At 47.0% G+C, this 15,463-nt stretch carries 10 protein-coding genes and 2 pseudogenes; all 12 read left to right on the forward strand.

From position 1 onward, the window contains the following. Positions 1 to 11: 11 nt before the first annotated feature. The 12 genes and pseudogenes from AC6I8Y_RS03615 to accA all read left to right on the forward strand — a co-directional run bounded on the left by AC6I8Y_RS03615 (position 12) and on the right by accA (position 15,457). Positions 12 to 854 carry a phosphatidate cytidylyltransferase gene (locus tag AC6I8Y_RS03615; RefSeq protein WP_498020789.1) on the forward strand — a complete coding sequence of 281 codons (843 nt, stop codon included), beginning with the start codon at positions 12 to 14 and terminating at the stop codon, positions 852 to 854. Positions 855 to 913: 59 nt separating this feature from the next. Next, on the forward strand, positions 914 to 2,113 hold the full coding sequence (gene ispC, locus AC6I8Y_RS03620; protein ID WP_394153476.1) for a 1-deoxy-D-xylulose-5-phosphate reductoisomerase: 1,200 nt from the start codon (positions 914 to 916) through the stop codon (positions 2,111 to 2,113). 39 nt (positions 2,114 to 2,152) lie between these two features. Then, a complete protein-coding gene (gene rseP / locus AC6I8Y_RS03625; RefSeq protein WP_498020790.1) occupies positions 2,153 to 3,511 on the forward strand; it encodes a sigma E protease regulator RseP in 1,359 nt (452 codons plus the stop codon). Positions 3,512 to 3,558: 47 nt separating this feature from the next. Further along, positions 3,559 to 5,997 carry an outer membrane protein assembly factor BamA gene (gene bamA / locus AC6I8Y_RS03630; protein WP_234494389.1) on the forward strand — a complete coding sequence of 813 codons (2,439 nt, stop codon included), beginning with the start codon at positions 3,559 to 3,561 and terminating at the stop codon, positions 5,995 to 5,997. Positions 5,998 to 6,068: 71 nt separating this feature from the next. Beyond that, the gene (locus tag AC6I8Y_RS03635; RefSeq protein ID WP_128647935.1) at positions 6,069 to 6,569 is read left to right on the forward strand and encodes an OmpH family outer membrane protein; all 501 of its coding nucleotides are present in this window, start codon (positions 6,069 to 6,071) and stop codon (positions 6,567 to 6,569) included. Positions 6,570 to 6,592: 23 nt separating this feature from the next. Then, positions 6,593 to 7,624: a UDP-3-O-(3-hydroxymyristoyl)glucosamine N-acyltransferase gene (lpxD, locus tag AC6I8Y_RS03640; protein WP_042476364.1), complete on the forward strand. Its 1,032-nt coding sequence runs from the start codon at positions 6,593 to 6,595 to the stop codon at positions 7,622 to 7,624. Positions 7,625 to 7,801: 177 nt separating this feature from the next. Next, positions 7,802 to 8,234: pseudogene (fabZ, locus tag AC6I8Y_RS03645) on the forward strand (3-hydroxyacyl-ACP dehydratase FabZ). Between the two features lies 1 nt (position 8,235). Continuing rightward, complete coding sequence (lpxA, locus tag AC6I8Y_RS03650) at positions 8,236 to 9,024, forward strand: acyl-ACP--UDP-N-acetylglucosamine O-acyltransferase (RefSeq protein WP_128647851.1); 789 nt, start codon at positions 8,236 to 8,238, stop codon at positions 9,022 to 9,024. 96 nt (positions 9,025 to 9,120) lie between these two features. Continuing rightward, a complete protein-coding gene (lpxB, locus tag AC6I8Y_RS03655) occupies positions 9,121 to 10,263 on the forward strand; it encodes a lipid-A-disaccharide synthase (protein WP_252013682.1) in 1,143 nt (380 codons plus the stop codon). Beyond that, complete coding sequence (gene rnhB, locus AC6I8Y_RS03660) at positions 10,260 to 10,886, forward strand: ribonuclease HII (protein WP_128647850.1); 627 nt, start codon at positions 10,260 to 10,262, stop codon at positions 10,884 to 10,886. Before lpxB ends, rnhB begins: the two co-directional genes overlap by 4 nt. An 81-nt stretch (positions 10,887 to 10,967) precedes the next feature. Beyond that, positions 10,968 to 14,448: pseudogene (dnaE, locus tag AC6I8Y_RS03665) on the forward strand (DNA polymerase III subunit alpha). Between the two features lie 49 nt (positions 14,449 to 14,497). Continuing rightward, positions 14,498 to 15,457, forward strand: coding sequence for an acetyl-CoA carboxylase carboxyl transferase subunit alpha (gene accA / locus AC6I8Y_RS03670; RefSeq protein ID WP_042476381.1), 960 nt, complete (start codon positions 14,498 to 14,500; stop codon positions 15,455 to 15,457). Positions 15,458 to 15,463 lie beyond the last annotated feature (6 nt).

Genomic DNA, 15,463 nt, shown 5'->3' on the forward strand with positions numbered 1-15,463 from the left:
GACGATTTAATTTGAAACAACGAATTATTACCGCCCTAATCCTAGCGCCGCTGGTGGTTTGGGGGATCTTTTCTTTACCACTGTTGTGGTTCATAGGTCTCGTCTCAGCGATTACTATGGTTGGTGTATGGGAGTGGGCGCAGTTCACTCAAAATCAATCGCGTATCTTGGGAATGGTACCAACAGGTGCTGCTGTAGCACTGTCACTTCTTGTCGTCCCTTTTGATGTTATCTCTTTAAACACAGTCGCACCCTTACATATCGCTATATTAGGGGTTGGGTTTGGTTGGTGGATTATAGCTAGTGCTCTAGCGATGACTTATCCTAAATCTTCGTCTCTCTGGGATGGCTCTAATTTGTTGAGACATGCCTTTGGCATTCTGACTTTGGTCCCGTTTTTATGGAGCATCGTGATTCTCCGCGGGCAGCACTACCACATTGATGCTTACTACGGCTCTAAACTCGTTTTGTTCGTCTGTTTGATCGTTTGGGCTGCAGATAGCGGTGCTTACTTCGCAGGCAAAAGCTTCGGTAAACGCAAGATGGCACCTAATGTCAGCCCTAATAAAACGATTGAAGGATTATTGGGTGGCATAGCCGCTGCGCTTATCGTTGCATGGGGCGCATCCGTTATCTTTGACATTCAGTTTACCAGTTTCGCTGCGATGGCTATCATTACGTTAGCAACAGTCGTGATTTCTGTTTTAGGCGATTTGGTAGAAAGTATGTTTAAGCGTGTCTCAAAGATCAAAGACAGCAGCAACATCATACCTGGTCATGGAGGGGTGCTTGATCGCGTTGATAGCTTAACAGCAGCTTTCCCTGTATTTGCCCTCCTATATCTCGTGTTTTAATCTGCTAAAGAGAGAGTGAGTTGTCACTCTCTCTTTGGTTTAAAAGTGGTTGTTTTAGCATGCAAAATCTTACCATTTTAGGTGCAACTGGCTCTATCGGAGCTAGCACTTTAAAAGTCGTTTCGGAAAACCCTTCTGCTTTCAATATATACGCGCTCGTTGGTGGCAAAAATGTCACTAAAATGGCTGAGCTATGCGCGGCGTGGCAACCACAATTTGCAGTTCTAAATGACGAGGCTGACGCCAAGAGGCTCAAAGCGCTGCTTGTATCGGGTTCGAAAACTCAAGTGCTTTCAGGTCCACAAGCGATGTGTGACGTATCAAGCGCCAGTGACGTTGATATGGTCATGGCTGCTATCGTGGGTGCGGCTGGATTGCTTCCTACCTTGGCAGCTGTTAAGGCAGGTAAACGAGTTCTGTTGGCGAACAAAGAAGCCTTGGTGATGTCAGGCCAATTGTTCATTGATGCTGTGCGTGAACACAATGCTTCTTTGCTACCCGTCGATAGCGAACACAATGCTATCTTTCAGTGTCTGCCTACCGATATTCAAACTAACCTTGGGCATTGCCAATTAGCAGATTCTGGCATCAATCATATCTTACTGACAGGTTCCGGCGGTCCTTTCCGATATACCGATATCGCAGAATTAGCGAGTAAAACACCAGCTCAGGCGATTGCACACCCTAACTGGTCGATGGGGCCGAAGATCTCAGTAGACTCTGCGACCATGATGAACAAAGGGCTAGAGTTTATCGAAGCTCGCTGGCTTTTTAACACCTCGAAAGACCAACTAAAGGTGATCATCCATCCGCAGTCGGTCATTCATTCCATGGTGCAGTACAACGACGGCTCAGTGCTGGCGCAGATGGGACAGCCTGATATGGCGACACCGATTGCGTATTCCATGTCCTATCCAGACCGTATTCCGGCAGGCGTTGCACCACTTGATTTCACTAAAGTGGGTGAGCTGACGTTCCTTGAACCAGACTACACTCGTTATCCTTGTCTAGCATTGGCGATGGAAGCGTGTTTTGAAGGGCAACATGCCACCACAGCGATTAATGCGGCCAATGAGATTGCGGTAGAAGCGTTCTTATCGGAAAAAATTCGATTTACCGAGATAAGCTCAGTAAATGAGCGTGTTATGTCGAAAGTATGCGCATCAAACGAATTTAAGCAATTGGATAACTTGGAAACTATTCTTGAGGTAGATAGAATGGCTCGAAGTTATGCGCAAGAAATAGTGCGTTCGTATTAATACAAGACTTTTTAACAGACCTCTTTTTGAGATATAGCTATGACTGATATTTTGTGGAATCTGGCGTCCTTTATTGTCGCATTAGGCATTCTTGTCGCCGTTCATGAATTTGGGCACTTTTGGGTTGCTCGACGGTGTGGCGTCTACGTTGAAAAGTTCTCGATTGGTTTTGGTAAGTCAATCTGGTCTAAAGTCGGTAAAGACGGCACCGAATACAGTATTTCAATGATCCCCCTAGGCGGCTATGTCAAGATGCTCGACAGTCGAGTCGATGAAGTCTCTGAGGTAGATCACAAGTATGCTTTTGATAAAAAGCCTCTATGGAAAAGAACCGCTATTGTAGGAGCGGGTCCAGCATTCAATTTCTTCTTTGCCGTATTCGCATACTGGTTGGTATTTCTTATTGGTGTACCTGCGGTTAAGCCTGTGGTGGGAGAGGTGACTCCAAGCTCAATAGCCGCTCAAGCGGGCTTAGAGCCAGGCATGCAGATTCTCTCTGTTGATGGCAAGCAAACTCTAGACTGGGAGTCGGTAAACCTCGGCTTGGTTTCTCACATTGGTGATAGTCAGATGACGATCACAGTGTCATCAGAAAGCCAAATAGGAATGGACAAAAAGTTAACACTTGATCTTCAAACGTGGAACTTTAATCCAGAAACAGAGTCTGCTATGGGGACGCTTGGTTTTGTTCCTTTCTCTCCTGAGATAAAGATGACGCTGGTAAACGTCAGTGCTGATGGTGCAGGTGCACAGGCTGGTCTTCTTGTAGGCGATACCATCACTCAGATTGATGGTGTTGCTGTTGAAAGTTGGAACCAGGTTGTCGAAGCGATTCAAGGCAGTGCAAATACCCAGCTACCAATGACGGTTAATCGAGCGGGGGAGAGTGTTTCAATCACCCTAGTCCCTGGCTCTCGCGAGTTGGCTGATGGAAGCAATATAGGGTTTGCGGGCATTGCTCCAGAACTGGGCGAATGGCCAGCGGATTATCGATTTGATCTTCAATATGGACCGGTAGAAGCGGTGGGGAAGGCCATCGTAAAAACAGGACAAATTATTGAGCTGACAATGACGATGCTTAAAAAGCTGATTGTTGGCGATGTGGGGCTGAATAATCTGAGCGGACCGATCTCGATCGCGAAAGGTGCGGGAACGACGGCAGATTATGGTTTGGTCTACTTCTTAGGTTTCTTGGCGCTGATTAGTGTCAACCTAGGGATAATCAACTTAGTACCGTTACCAATGTTAGATGGCGGTCATTTGATGTTCTTCGCTGTAGAGGCAGTGATTAGACGACCAGTCCCAGAAAAAGTACAAGAAATGGGCTATCGAGTGGGAGGTGCCATCATCTTCTCATTAATGCTGATAGCAATTTTTAATGATTTTACACGCCTTTGATATCAGAATTCAGGCAGCAGTATTAGCAAGGAATAATTAGAGCAGGTATGGCGATTAAGCATATTTTATTCGCATCTCTACTGGCGACAAGTGTGTCGGCGAATGGGGCTGAGGATTTTGTTGTACAGGACATTCGTATAGAGGGATTGCAAAGGGTTGCACTGGGTGCGGCGCTATTGAAGATGCCTGTACGTATTGGTGATACCGTTGACGGTAAAGATATTTCCGAAATCATCAACGCTTTGTACCAGTCTGGCAACTTTGAAGACATTAAAGTCCTTCGAGATAACGATGCGTTAGTCGTTCGAGTGAAAGAGCGCCCAACCATTGCAAGCATTTCATTCTCGGGCAACAAGGCTATCAAGGAAGAACAACTGCAACAAAACCTTGATGCGTCAGGCGTCGTGGTAGGTGAAGCACTTGATAGAACGACCTTGAGTAACATTGAAAAAGGTCTAGAGGACTTTTACTACAGTGTGGGTAAATACAACGCAAAAGTACAAGCCGTTGTCACACCACTTCCACGTAACCGTGCTGACTTGAAGTTTGTCTTTACAGAAGGTGTGTCTGCGAAAATTAAGCAGATTAACTTTATTGGCAACACCGTCTTTGCTGACGAAGAACTTCTGTCTCGCTTCAACCTCAATGTTGATGTCGCTTGGTGGAACTTCTTGGCCGATGACAAATACCAGAAACAGGTACTGGCTGGTGATATTGAAGCCTTGAAGTCATTCTACCTAGACCGTGGTTATCTGAAATTTAAGGTCGACACGACACAGGTTTCTATCTCTCCAGATAAAAAAGGTGTGTACATCACCCTTGGTATCGACGAGGGTGAAGCTTACACAGTTAAAGACGTGAATTTCCGAGGTCAGTTGATTGGTAAGCAAGCTGAGTTTGAAGGTATGGTGCCGTTTGCTGCAGGCGATACCTATAATGGCTCTAGCGTAACCGCGCTTGAAGAGAACATTAAGCGAGTGCTGGGCGAGTCCGGCTATGCGTATCCTCAGGTGAGAACGATCCCAGAGTTTAACGACGAAACCAATGAGGTATCGCTAGTTATCAATGTGGAAGCGGGAAATCGTATTTATGTGCGTGATATTCGCTTTACAGGTAACAACTCGACAAAAGATGAAGTTCTGCGTCGAGAAATGCGTCAGATGGAATCGAGCTGGCTGAACTCTAAGTCTATCGAAACGGGTAAAAACCGTCTGAACCGACTGGGTTTCTTTGAGACCGTAGATGTACAAACCGTTCGCGTTCCTGGTTCTGATGACCAAGTGGATTTGGTCTATGACGTAAAAGAAGCCAACTCGGGCAGTGTTAACTTTGGTGTCGGCTATGGTACCGAATCGGGTATCAGCTTCCAGGTCGGTCTTCAGCAAGATAACTTCGCAGGTTCAGGTGACCGAGTTGGTATCAGTGCTATGACCAACAAATACCAAAAGAACATTACCCTAGATTATCGTGACCCTTATTGGAACCTAGACGGCGTTAGTTTGGGTGGGCAGATATTCTACAACGAGTTCGAAGCGTCTAAAGCGGGCATCATCGACTATACCGACCAAAGCTACGGCGGTACGTTGACGTGGGGTTTCCCGGTCGACGAACTTAACTATCTTGAGTTCGGTGGTGGCTATACCCACAGTCGTCTGGGTAACATCAAAGAATACGTTCAGATTGAAAAATTCCTGCAAGCTCAGGAGAAGAACCGAGATGCAGAAGGTAACTTGATTACCGATGATTTCCACCTGACAGCAGCATGGACTCGAAACAATCTAAACCGTGGTCGTTTCCCTACAGCGGGCAACCATCAAAAACTTTACGGAAAAGTGACAGTACCTGGTTCGGATGTTCAATACTTTAAGACACAATACGACATTAGGCAGTACTTTCCGATTACACAAAGCCACAACTTTACGTTATTGTTGAAGGGTCGTTTAGGCTACGGTAACGGTTATGGTCAAACCAATGGTAATGACAACCTGTTGCCGTTCTACGAGAACTTCTATGTCGGTGGTTTCTCAACACTACGAGGCTTCCGTCAGAACTCGGTAGGTCCGAAAGCGGTTTATAACGATCCAAACGGCGGTGGTTGTGGTAACGTCGGCGGTAACAACCCGTGTTACTCAGCGACAGAACAATCGGTGGGTGGTAACGCGGTAGCACTAGCGAGTGTGGAGCTAATTGTTCCAACACCATTTGCATCGGATGAGTTCCGAAATCAAATTCGAACCAGTGTGTTCTTTGATGCGGCAAGCCTATGGGATACCGAGTTTACTTATGTATCCCCAGATCCAAACATGCCGGGTAAACAATATTACTACGACTATTCGGACCCATCTAACTACCGTGCATCGGTAGGTGTGGCAGTCCAATGGATGTCGCCAATGGGGCCATTGGTCTTCTCATTAGCGACGCCAGTTAAGAAGTTTGAAGGCGATAAAACAGAAGCCTTTACCTTCACGATTGGTAACACATTCTAATTCTGTGGGGCATTGCCCCACAGCTTAAGTAAATACAAGATTTTTAAACAGAGGAATCGACCTTGAAAAATATGATGAAAGCGGCTGGTCTTGGCCTAGTTATCCTTACCTCTTCAATGTTTGCAACAGCAGCTGAAGCGGCTCAGAAAATTGGCTACGTGAACACGCTACAAGTTTTCCAAGCGCTTCCACAACGTGAAGCTACGCTTCAGAAACTGCAAAACGAGTTCAAAGACAAAGCGGCAGAGCTTCAAGCTATCCAAGCAGAAGCGACTAAGAAAATGGAAAAACTTCAGCGCGATGGCGAGCTACTAGGCACTGAAGAAGTAGAGAAACTACGTATTGAAATTGGTCAGCTAGACAGCAAATACAAGATCAAGGGTCAAGCTCTAGAGAAAGAGAGCCAGCGTCGTGAAGCAGAAGAGAAGCAAAAGCTTTTCCAAACTATCCAACAAGCTGTTGAGAAAGTGGCTGAGAAAGAAGGCTACGACATGATCATCGACATTCAAGCGGTGGGTTATGCGAAAGAAGAGTTCAATATCTCAAGCAAAGTTATCGACACTCTTAAGTAATTAGTTTAGCTAGTAGGAATAACATGACAGCATTGACGTTAGCACAGCTTGCTGAGATCACTGGTGGTGAACTACACGGTGATGGGAATGTCTCAATTCACACTGTTGCCCCAATGGATCGCGCAGGTGAAGGTGAAATTACGTTCTTAACCAACGTTAAGTACGCAAAGCACCTTGGAGAGTGTAAAGCTTCAGCAGTAATGGTGAAGGCAACGGAATTAGAGCACTGTAAAACGAATGCTTTAGTGGTTGCTGATCCTTATGTGGCTTATGCGAAAGTTGCTCAAGCATTAGATAGTACGCCTAGTCCGGCTTCAGCAGGCATTGCAGCGAGCGCTGTAGTATCACCGGAAGCAAAATTAGGTAGTAATGTCTCTATCGGTGCTAACGCTGTTATTGAAGCCGGTGCTGAGCTAGGCGACAACGTTGTTATTGGTGCAGGTTGCTTTATCGGTAAAGGCGCAAAGCTTGGTGCAAACACTAAGCTTTGGGCGAACGTTGCCATCTACCATGATGTTGTGATGGGTACAGACTGCCTTGTTCAATCAAGTACAGTGATTGGCTCTGACGGCTTCGGTTATGCCAATGAAAAAGGTGAGTGGGTTAAGATCCCTCAGCTTGGTACAGTAAGAATTGGCAATCGAGTAGAAATCGGTGCCTGTACAACCATCGACCGTGGTGCACTCGACGATACGATTATCGAAGACAATGTCATCATCGATAACCAGATGCAGATTGCACACAACGTGCACATCGGATATGGCACAGCGATGGCTGGTGGTACTATCGTCGCTGGTAGTACGAAGATTGGTAAATACTGCCAAATCGGTGGAGCAAGTGTTCTTAACGGCCACATTGAAATCGCCGATGGTGTTATCGTAACGGGAATGGGCATGGTTATGCGCAGCTTACCAGAGAAAGGTATCTACTCGTCAGGTATACCGCTTCAAACCAATAAAGAGTGGCGTAAGACCGCAACTCGTGTTCATCGCATTGATGAGATGAACAAGCGCCTAAAAGCAGTCGAGAAACTGCTCGAGCAACAAGAGGACTAACCCTCAGTCGCTTAAACAAAAAAGGCTCGCTTTAGGCGAGTCTTTTTATGTGCGTGAACTTGGTTCAGGTCGAGCTTGGCTCCCTAACTGACACTGTGGGGTATTTGGGTATATAATGCCCCTAGACTAGAAAAGAATTGATATAGGATTTTTACTTTGAGCACCGATACTAAAACAATGAACATCACTGAGATTCAGGAACTTCTGCCACATCGCTATCCGTTTCTGCTTATCGATCGTGTGACCGACTATCAAGAAGAAAAGTATCTGACCGCTATCAAGAATGTTTCGGTGAACGAACCACAATTCACAGGTCACTTCCCACAGCTTCCGGTATTCCCTGGTGTATTGATCCTAGAAGCGATGGCGCAAGCAACCGGCCTTTTAGCGTTTAAATCGTTTGGTGCACCTAAAGATAATGAGCTTTACTACTTTGCAAGTGTCGACAAAGCGAAATTCCGCAAGCCAGTAGTGCCTGGTGATCAACTCATTATCGAAGTGGAGTTCGTGAAAGAGCGCCGCGGTATCGCTGCATTTAACGGTGTGGCGAAAGTCGATGGTGAGATTGTTTGTTCTGCTGAACTGGAAATGTGCTCGTAGAGAGTTTTAATATGATTCATGAGTCTGCAAAGATACACCCAAGTGCCGTTATCGAAGGTAACGTCACTATTGGTGCGAACACCACAGTAGGTCCATTTACCTACATTGCGGGTGACGTCACCATCGGTGAAAACAATGAAATTATGTCGCACGTCGTGATTAAAGGTAACACGACGATTGGCAATGACAACCGAGTGTTCCCGCAAGCGATTATCGGTGAAGAAAACCAAGATAAGAAGTATGGCGGCGAAGATACACGTGTAATTGTGGGTGACCGCAACGTGATCCGTGAGAGTGTACAGATCCATCGAGGCACCACGCAGGACAAAACACAGACTGTTGTTGGTAACGACAACCTACTGTGTGTCAACGCACACATCGCTCATGATGTGATCGTTGGTAATCACACTCATATTGGCAACAATGCAATCCTTGGTGGGCATGTTACCGTTGGCGACTACGCTGGCGTGATGGCTCTATCAGCGATTCACCCATTCTGCACGGTAGGCGCATACGCCTATGTAGGCGGTTGTTCTGCTGTCGTTCAAGATGTGCCACCTTATGTTTTAGCCCAAGGTAACCACGCTACGCCGTTTGGCCTAAACCTTGTTGGCCTAAAGCGTAATGGCTTTGAGAAGCCAGAGCTTCGTGCATTGCAGAAAGCTTACAAAGAGATTTATCGCTCGGGTAAGACCCTAGCCGAAGTGAAGCCGGTACTGGAAGAGATGGCGCAAGAATGGGCCTCTGTTGGACGCTTCATTGAGATCTTGGAAACGTCAGAGCGTGGCATTATTCGCTAGCTCAGCATCTCAGCAAGCTTAAAAGATCGCCAGTCGGACTGGCGGTCTTTTTCTGTTTTAAGAAAACCATAAACTTATCGCAAATAGGGACTATCAATGGAACGACCATTACGCATCGGCATCGTCGCAGGCGAACTCTCTGGTGATACGCTTGGCGAGGGCTTTATCAAGGCGCTCAAAGTGCGCTATCCGGATGCTGAGTTTGTCGGTATTGGCGGACCAAAGATGATGGCCCAGGGCTGCGAGTCTCTATTCGATATGGAAGAGCTTGCTGTGATGGGGCTTGTGGAGGTCTTGGGTAGGCTAAGAAGACTGCTGCATGTTAAGGCTGAATTGGTTAAGTACTTTACTGAGAATCCGGTCGATGTGTTTGTCGGGATTGATGCCCCAGATTTCAATTTAAGACTTGAGTTGGATCTGAAAAAAGCAGGCACTAAAACAGTACATTACGTCAGCCCTTCTGTGTGGGCTTGGCGGCAAAAACGCATCCACGGTATCGCTGAAGCGACGAACTTAGTGTTAGCATTTCTGCCGTTTGAAAAAGCGTTTTATGACAAGTTCAACGTACCGTGTGAGTTTGTTGGTCACACCCTTGCCGATGCGATTCCTTTGGAGTCTGATAAAGGGGCAGCTCAAGAGCTGCTGGGACTTGATAAAGATAGAAAATGGCTCGCTGTGCTACCGGGTAGTCGTGGTAATGAGCTCAAAATGCTCTCGCAGCCATTTATCGAGACCTGTCTCAAGCTCAGCAAGGATGATCCGACACTCGGCTTTGTCGTTGCAGCCGTAAACGATAAACGTAAACAGCAGTTTATTGATGCTTGGCAGCAATATGCCCCAGAGCTAGATTTTCATATTGTTCAAGATACGGCCCGTAATGTGATTACAGCCTCCGATGCAGTGTTGCTCGCGTCTGGTACGGTGGCATTAGAGTGCATGTTACTCAAGAGACCTATGGTTGTTGGTTACAAGATGAATGCCATCACCGCATTTTTGGCAAAGCGTCTGGTTAAGACTAAGTATGTCTCTTTACCTAATATTTTGGCGGACGACGAGATAGTCAAAGAGTTCCTACTCGAAGCCTGCACACCTGAGAACCTGCACGCTGAGCTGACGCGACTGCTGAATGGCGACAATCGCGATATGATTGAGAAGTTCACCGAAATGCATCATTGGATCCGCAAAGATGCGGATAAACAGGCCGCCGACGCCGTACTTAAATTGATTGATAGATTATGACCAAAAAGAAAACACCAGTAGAGTTACCTCCTTTTGAATATCCTCAAGGTTACCTTGCAGTAGCTGGTGTGGATGAAGTAGGACGTGGTCCCTTGGTTGGTGACGTAGTAACTGCTGCCGTTATACTTGACCCTAACAATCCGATAGAAGGTCTCAACGACTCTAAGAAGCTGTCAGAGAAAAAACGGCTCGCGCTCTATCCAGAGATAAAAGAGAAAGCGTTAGCTTGGTCTGTGGGTCGCTGTTCACCGGAAGAAATTGATCAGCTTAATATCCTTCAAGCTACCATGGTTGCGATGCAGCGAGCGGTCGCTGGGCTGAGTGCTACGCCAGATCTCGTGCTTATCGATGGCAACCGAACGCCGGCGCTTCCGATGGACGCACAGGCTGTGGTGAAAGGCGATCTTCGCGTCGCGGAAATCAGCGCCGCCTCTATCATCGCTAAGGTGGTGCGTGACCAAGAAATGGAAGAGCTCGATAAAGAGCATCCGGAATTTGGATTTGCCAAGCACAAAGGATACCCAACCAAGGCGCATTTTGAAGCGATTGAGCAGCATGGCGTTATTGCTCAGCATCGAAAAAGCTTTAAGCCAGTAAAGCGCGCCCTAGGTTTAGAAGACTAACAGTATTAAAGATTAACGCTATTGAAATGCTAGTGGCTTCAGATATAGCCATTAGAATGTCGTGACGATTTAGGATTCATTATGTCAGACCCCAAGTTTATACACTTACGTGTTCACAGTGACTTCTCAATGGTGGATGGTCTTTCCAAAGTACCGCCACTAGTGAAGAAGGTAGCGGAGATGGGTATGCCAGCTATGGCATTGACCGACTTCACTAACCTTTGTGGTCTCGTAAAGTTTTATGGCAATGCTCATTCCTCGGGTATTAAGCCACTGATTGGGGCCGACTTTTCCATGCAATCAGACGAGTTTGGCGAAGAGCTGACTCGTATTACTGTGCTTGCTGCGGATAACAAGGGCTACAACAACCTAACGCTGCTGATCTCAAAAGCCTACCTTCGTGGACACGTACAGCATCAACCTGTGATTGACAAAGCGTGGCTTGCAGAGCTCTCAGAGGGATTGATTGTCCTGTCGGGTGCCAAAGAAGGTGAGGTTGGTAAAGCCCTACTCAAAGGCAACCAAGCGCTTGCCAAGCAGTGTGCGGCTTTCTATCAGACCCACTTTCCAGATCGCTACTACCTCGAGCTAATTCGTACGGGACGTTCAGACGAAGAAAGTTACCTGCATTTTGCGATTGAGTTAGCCGAAGAGCTAGAGTTACCTGTCGTTGCCACCAACGAGGTTGTGTTTGTCGATAAAGAACTGTTCGACGCTCACGAGATCCGAGTCGCGATTCACGATGGATATACCCTCGATGATCCACGTCGTCCTAAACGCTACAGTGACCAGCAGTATTTACGCAGCGAAGAAGAGATGTGCGAGTTATTCGCCGATATTCCAGAAGCACTGCAAAACTCTGTCGAGATAGCCAAGCGATGTAATGTCACGGTCAGGCTTGGAGAGTACTTCCTACCTGCTTTCCCAACAGAGGGTATGGAAGAGACAGACTTCTTGGTGATGAAGTCTCGAGAAGGTCTAGAAGAGCGTTTAGAGTTCCTATTCCCTAATGAGCAGGTCCGTCTTGAGCGCCGACCGGAGTATGATGAGCGCTTACAAGTAGAGCTCGACGTAATTAACCAAATGGGCTTTCCTGGCTACTTCTTGATCGTAATGGAGTTCATCCAGTGGTCGAAAGATAATGCGATCCCTGTAGGTCCTGGTCGTGGTTCGGGTGCCGGCTCTTTGGTTGCGTATGCGCTGAAAATCACCGACCTTGATCCTCTAGAATACGATCTGCTATTCGAGCGCTTCTTGAACCCTGAGCGTGTTTCCATGCCCGATTTCGATGTCGACTTCTGTATGGATAAACGTGACCAAGTTATTGATCACGTAGCAGAAATGTATGGTCGTGATGCGGTATCTCAGATCATTACATTCGGTACCATGGCTGCGAAGGCGGTTATTCGAGATGTAGGGCGCGTACTTGGTCACCCGTTTGGCTTTGTCGATCGTATATCGAAGCTTATCCCGGGTGATCCTGGTATGACGCTGCAAAAGGCGTTTGATGTTGAGCCCGCACTACCGCAGTTGTATGACAACGATGAAGAAGTTCGCGACCTTATCGACATGTGTCGAATCCTAGAGGGTTGTACACGTAACGCCGGTAAGCACGCGGGTGGTGTTGTAATCTCACCAACCACAATTACGGATTTTGCGCCGATCTACGCAGATTCCGAGGGCCATTTCCCAGTTACACAGTTTGATAAAAACGATGTGGAAACCGCAGGTCTGGTTAAGTTTGACTTTTTGGGCCTGAGAACGTTAACCATCATCGATTGGGCATTGGGGCTTATCAACCCACGCTTAGAGAAAGAAGGTAAAGAGCCGGTTCGGATCGAATCCATTCCACTCGACGATCAGCCGTCTTTCCAACTGCTACAAAATTCAGAAACCACTGCGGTATTCCAGCTGGAATCTCGAGGTATGAAGGAGCTTATCAAACGCCTTCAGCCGGACTGTTTTGAAGATATTATCGCACTGGTAGCCTTGTTCCGTCCGGGTCCGCTTCAGTCGGGCATGGTAGATAACTTTATCGACCGTAAACACGGACGAGAGGCCGTCTCCTATCCGGATGAAACCTGGCAACATGAATCGCTAAAAGAGACGCTTGAGCCAACCTATGGCATCATCCTTTATCAAGAGCAGGTGATGCAGATCGGCGCAGATCCTAGCGGGTTATACGCTAGGCGGCGCAGACATGCTGCGTCGTGCGATGGGTAAGAAAAAGCCTGAAGAGATGGCCAAGCAGCGTGCAGTGTTCGAAGAAGGGGCCATTAATAATGGCGTCGACGGCGAACTGGCGATGAAGATCTTTGACTTGGTAGAGAAGTTTGCAGGTTACGGCTTTAACAAATCGCACTCGGCAGCGTATGCTCTGGTTTCTTATCAAACGCTTTGGCTGAAGAAACACTATCCAGCTGAGTTTATGGCAGCGGTAATGACCGCAGATATGGATAACACCGAAAAAGTCGTCGGCCTTGTCGATGAGTGCTTCCGCATGAAGCTCAAGGTATTGCCACCAGACATCAACGCTGGCTTGTTCCGATTTAATGTCAATGATGAAGGTGCCATAGTTTACGGAATCGGAGCGATCAAAGGGGTTGGTGAAGGCCCAATTGATGCCATTATCGAAGCCAGAAACAAAGATGGTTATTTCCGTGACTTGTTTGATTTTTGCGCTCGCATTGACCTTAAAAAGGTCAATAAGCGAGTGATTGAAAAACTCATTATGGCGGGGGCGCTTGATAAACTGGGGCCACACCGAGCCGCATTAATGGCATCACTAAATGATGCCGTGAAAGCGGCAAGTCAACATCACCAAGCTGAAGCTTTTGGACAGGGCGATATGTTTGGCGTCTTGACCGATGCTCCAGAAGAAGTCGAGAACAAGTATACTCAGGTTCCTGCTTGGCCAGAAAAGGTTTGGCTGGAAGGCGAAAGGGAGACGTTAGGTCTTTATTTGACCGGGCACCCAATTAACGCCTACCTCAAGGAACTAACCAAGTATACAAGTTGTCGACTAAAAGACGCCACGCCAACACGTCGTGATCAATCGCTGACGGTTGCGGGTCTGGTGATCGCTGCTCGTGTGATGACTACGAAACGTGGCACACGCATCGGAATTATGACTTTGGACGACCGAAGTGGTCGTATGGAAGTGATGTTGTTCTCAGATGCACTAGATAAATATGCTGAATTGTTAGAAAAAGATAAAATAGTGGTTGTTTCTGGACAGGTCAGCTTTGATGACTTCAATGGTGGACTTAAAATGTCTGCCCGCGAAGTTTTAGATCTTGGTAGCGCTCGCGAGAAATTTACGAGAGGATTATCCATCTCTTTGTTAGAGCAACAAATTGATGAGCGCTTTTATCAGCGCTTTATGGAAATACTTACCCCTCATAAAGCGGGGACTGTGCCGGTCAATATTTATTATCAGCGTTCGGATGCACGAGCAAAACTAACGTTGGGTACAGAATGGCGTGTTACACCAAATGATACGCTGCTAGAAGAATTACAGCAGTTACTTGGTAAAGACCAGGTAGAACTCGAATTTAACTAATATAACTTTGGGACTTTAGTCCCAAAGCAGAATCGAAAAGGATTCATAGATGAGCTTGAACTTTCTTGAATTTGAAAAGCCAATTGCCGAACTAGAAGCAAAAATTGAAGCACTGCGTGATGTATCTCGTCACGGTGGTGACAGCGCAATTGACTTAGATAAAGAAATTGAACAACTAGAGAAGAAAAGCTTAGAGCTTAAAAAGAAAATCTTTAGTGATCTTGGCGCGTGGCAAGTAGCACAGCTCGCTCGTCACCCGCAACGTCCATATACGTTGGACTACGTTGAGCACGTATTTACGGAATTCGATGAGCTTGCTGGTGATCGTGCTTTTGCAGACGACAAAGCGATCGTGGGTGGTATGGCTCGCCTAGAAGGACGTCCAGTGATGATCATTGGTCACCAGAAGGGCCGTGAAACCAAAGAAAAAGTAAAACGTAACTTTGGCATGCCTAAGCCAGAAGGCTACCGTAAAGCGCTTCGTCTGATGCGTATGGCTGAACGTTTCAACATGCCAATCATTACCTTTATTGACACGGCGGGTGCATATCCAGGTGTTGGCGCAGAGGAGCGTGGTCAGTCTGAAGCTATCGCAATGAACCTTAAGGTGATGGCGGGTTTGAAGGTGCCAGTAATCTGTAACGTTGTAGGTGAAGGCGGTTCTGGTGGTGCACTCGCTATCGGTGTGGGCGACTACGTGAACATGCTTCAGTACTCAACGTACTCGGTAATTTCTCCTGAAGGCTGTGCGTCTATCTTGTGGCGTGATTCGGATAAAGCACCACAAGCAGCAGAGGCGATGGGTCTGATTGCCCCGCGTCTTAAAGAGCTTGAGCTTATTGACGAGATCATCGAAGAGCCGCTTGGTGGCGCTCACCGAGACGCGATCCAAATGGCTGAAAACATGAAAGCAACCCTGCTTCGTCAGCTAGAAGAGCTCGATCAGCTAGAAGAAGAGAACCTTCTTGAGCGTCGCTATCAACGTTTGATGAGTTATGGCTACTGCTAAACGAAA

The sequence above is a fragment of the Vibrio sp. KUL78 genome (genome assembly GCF_059725505.1).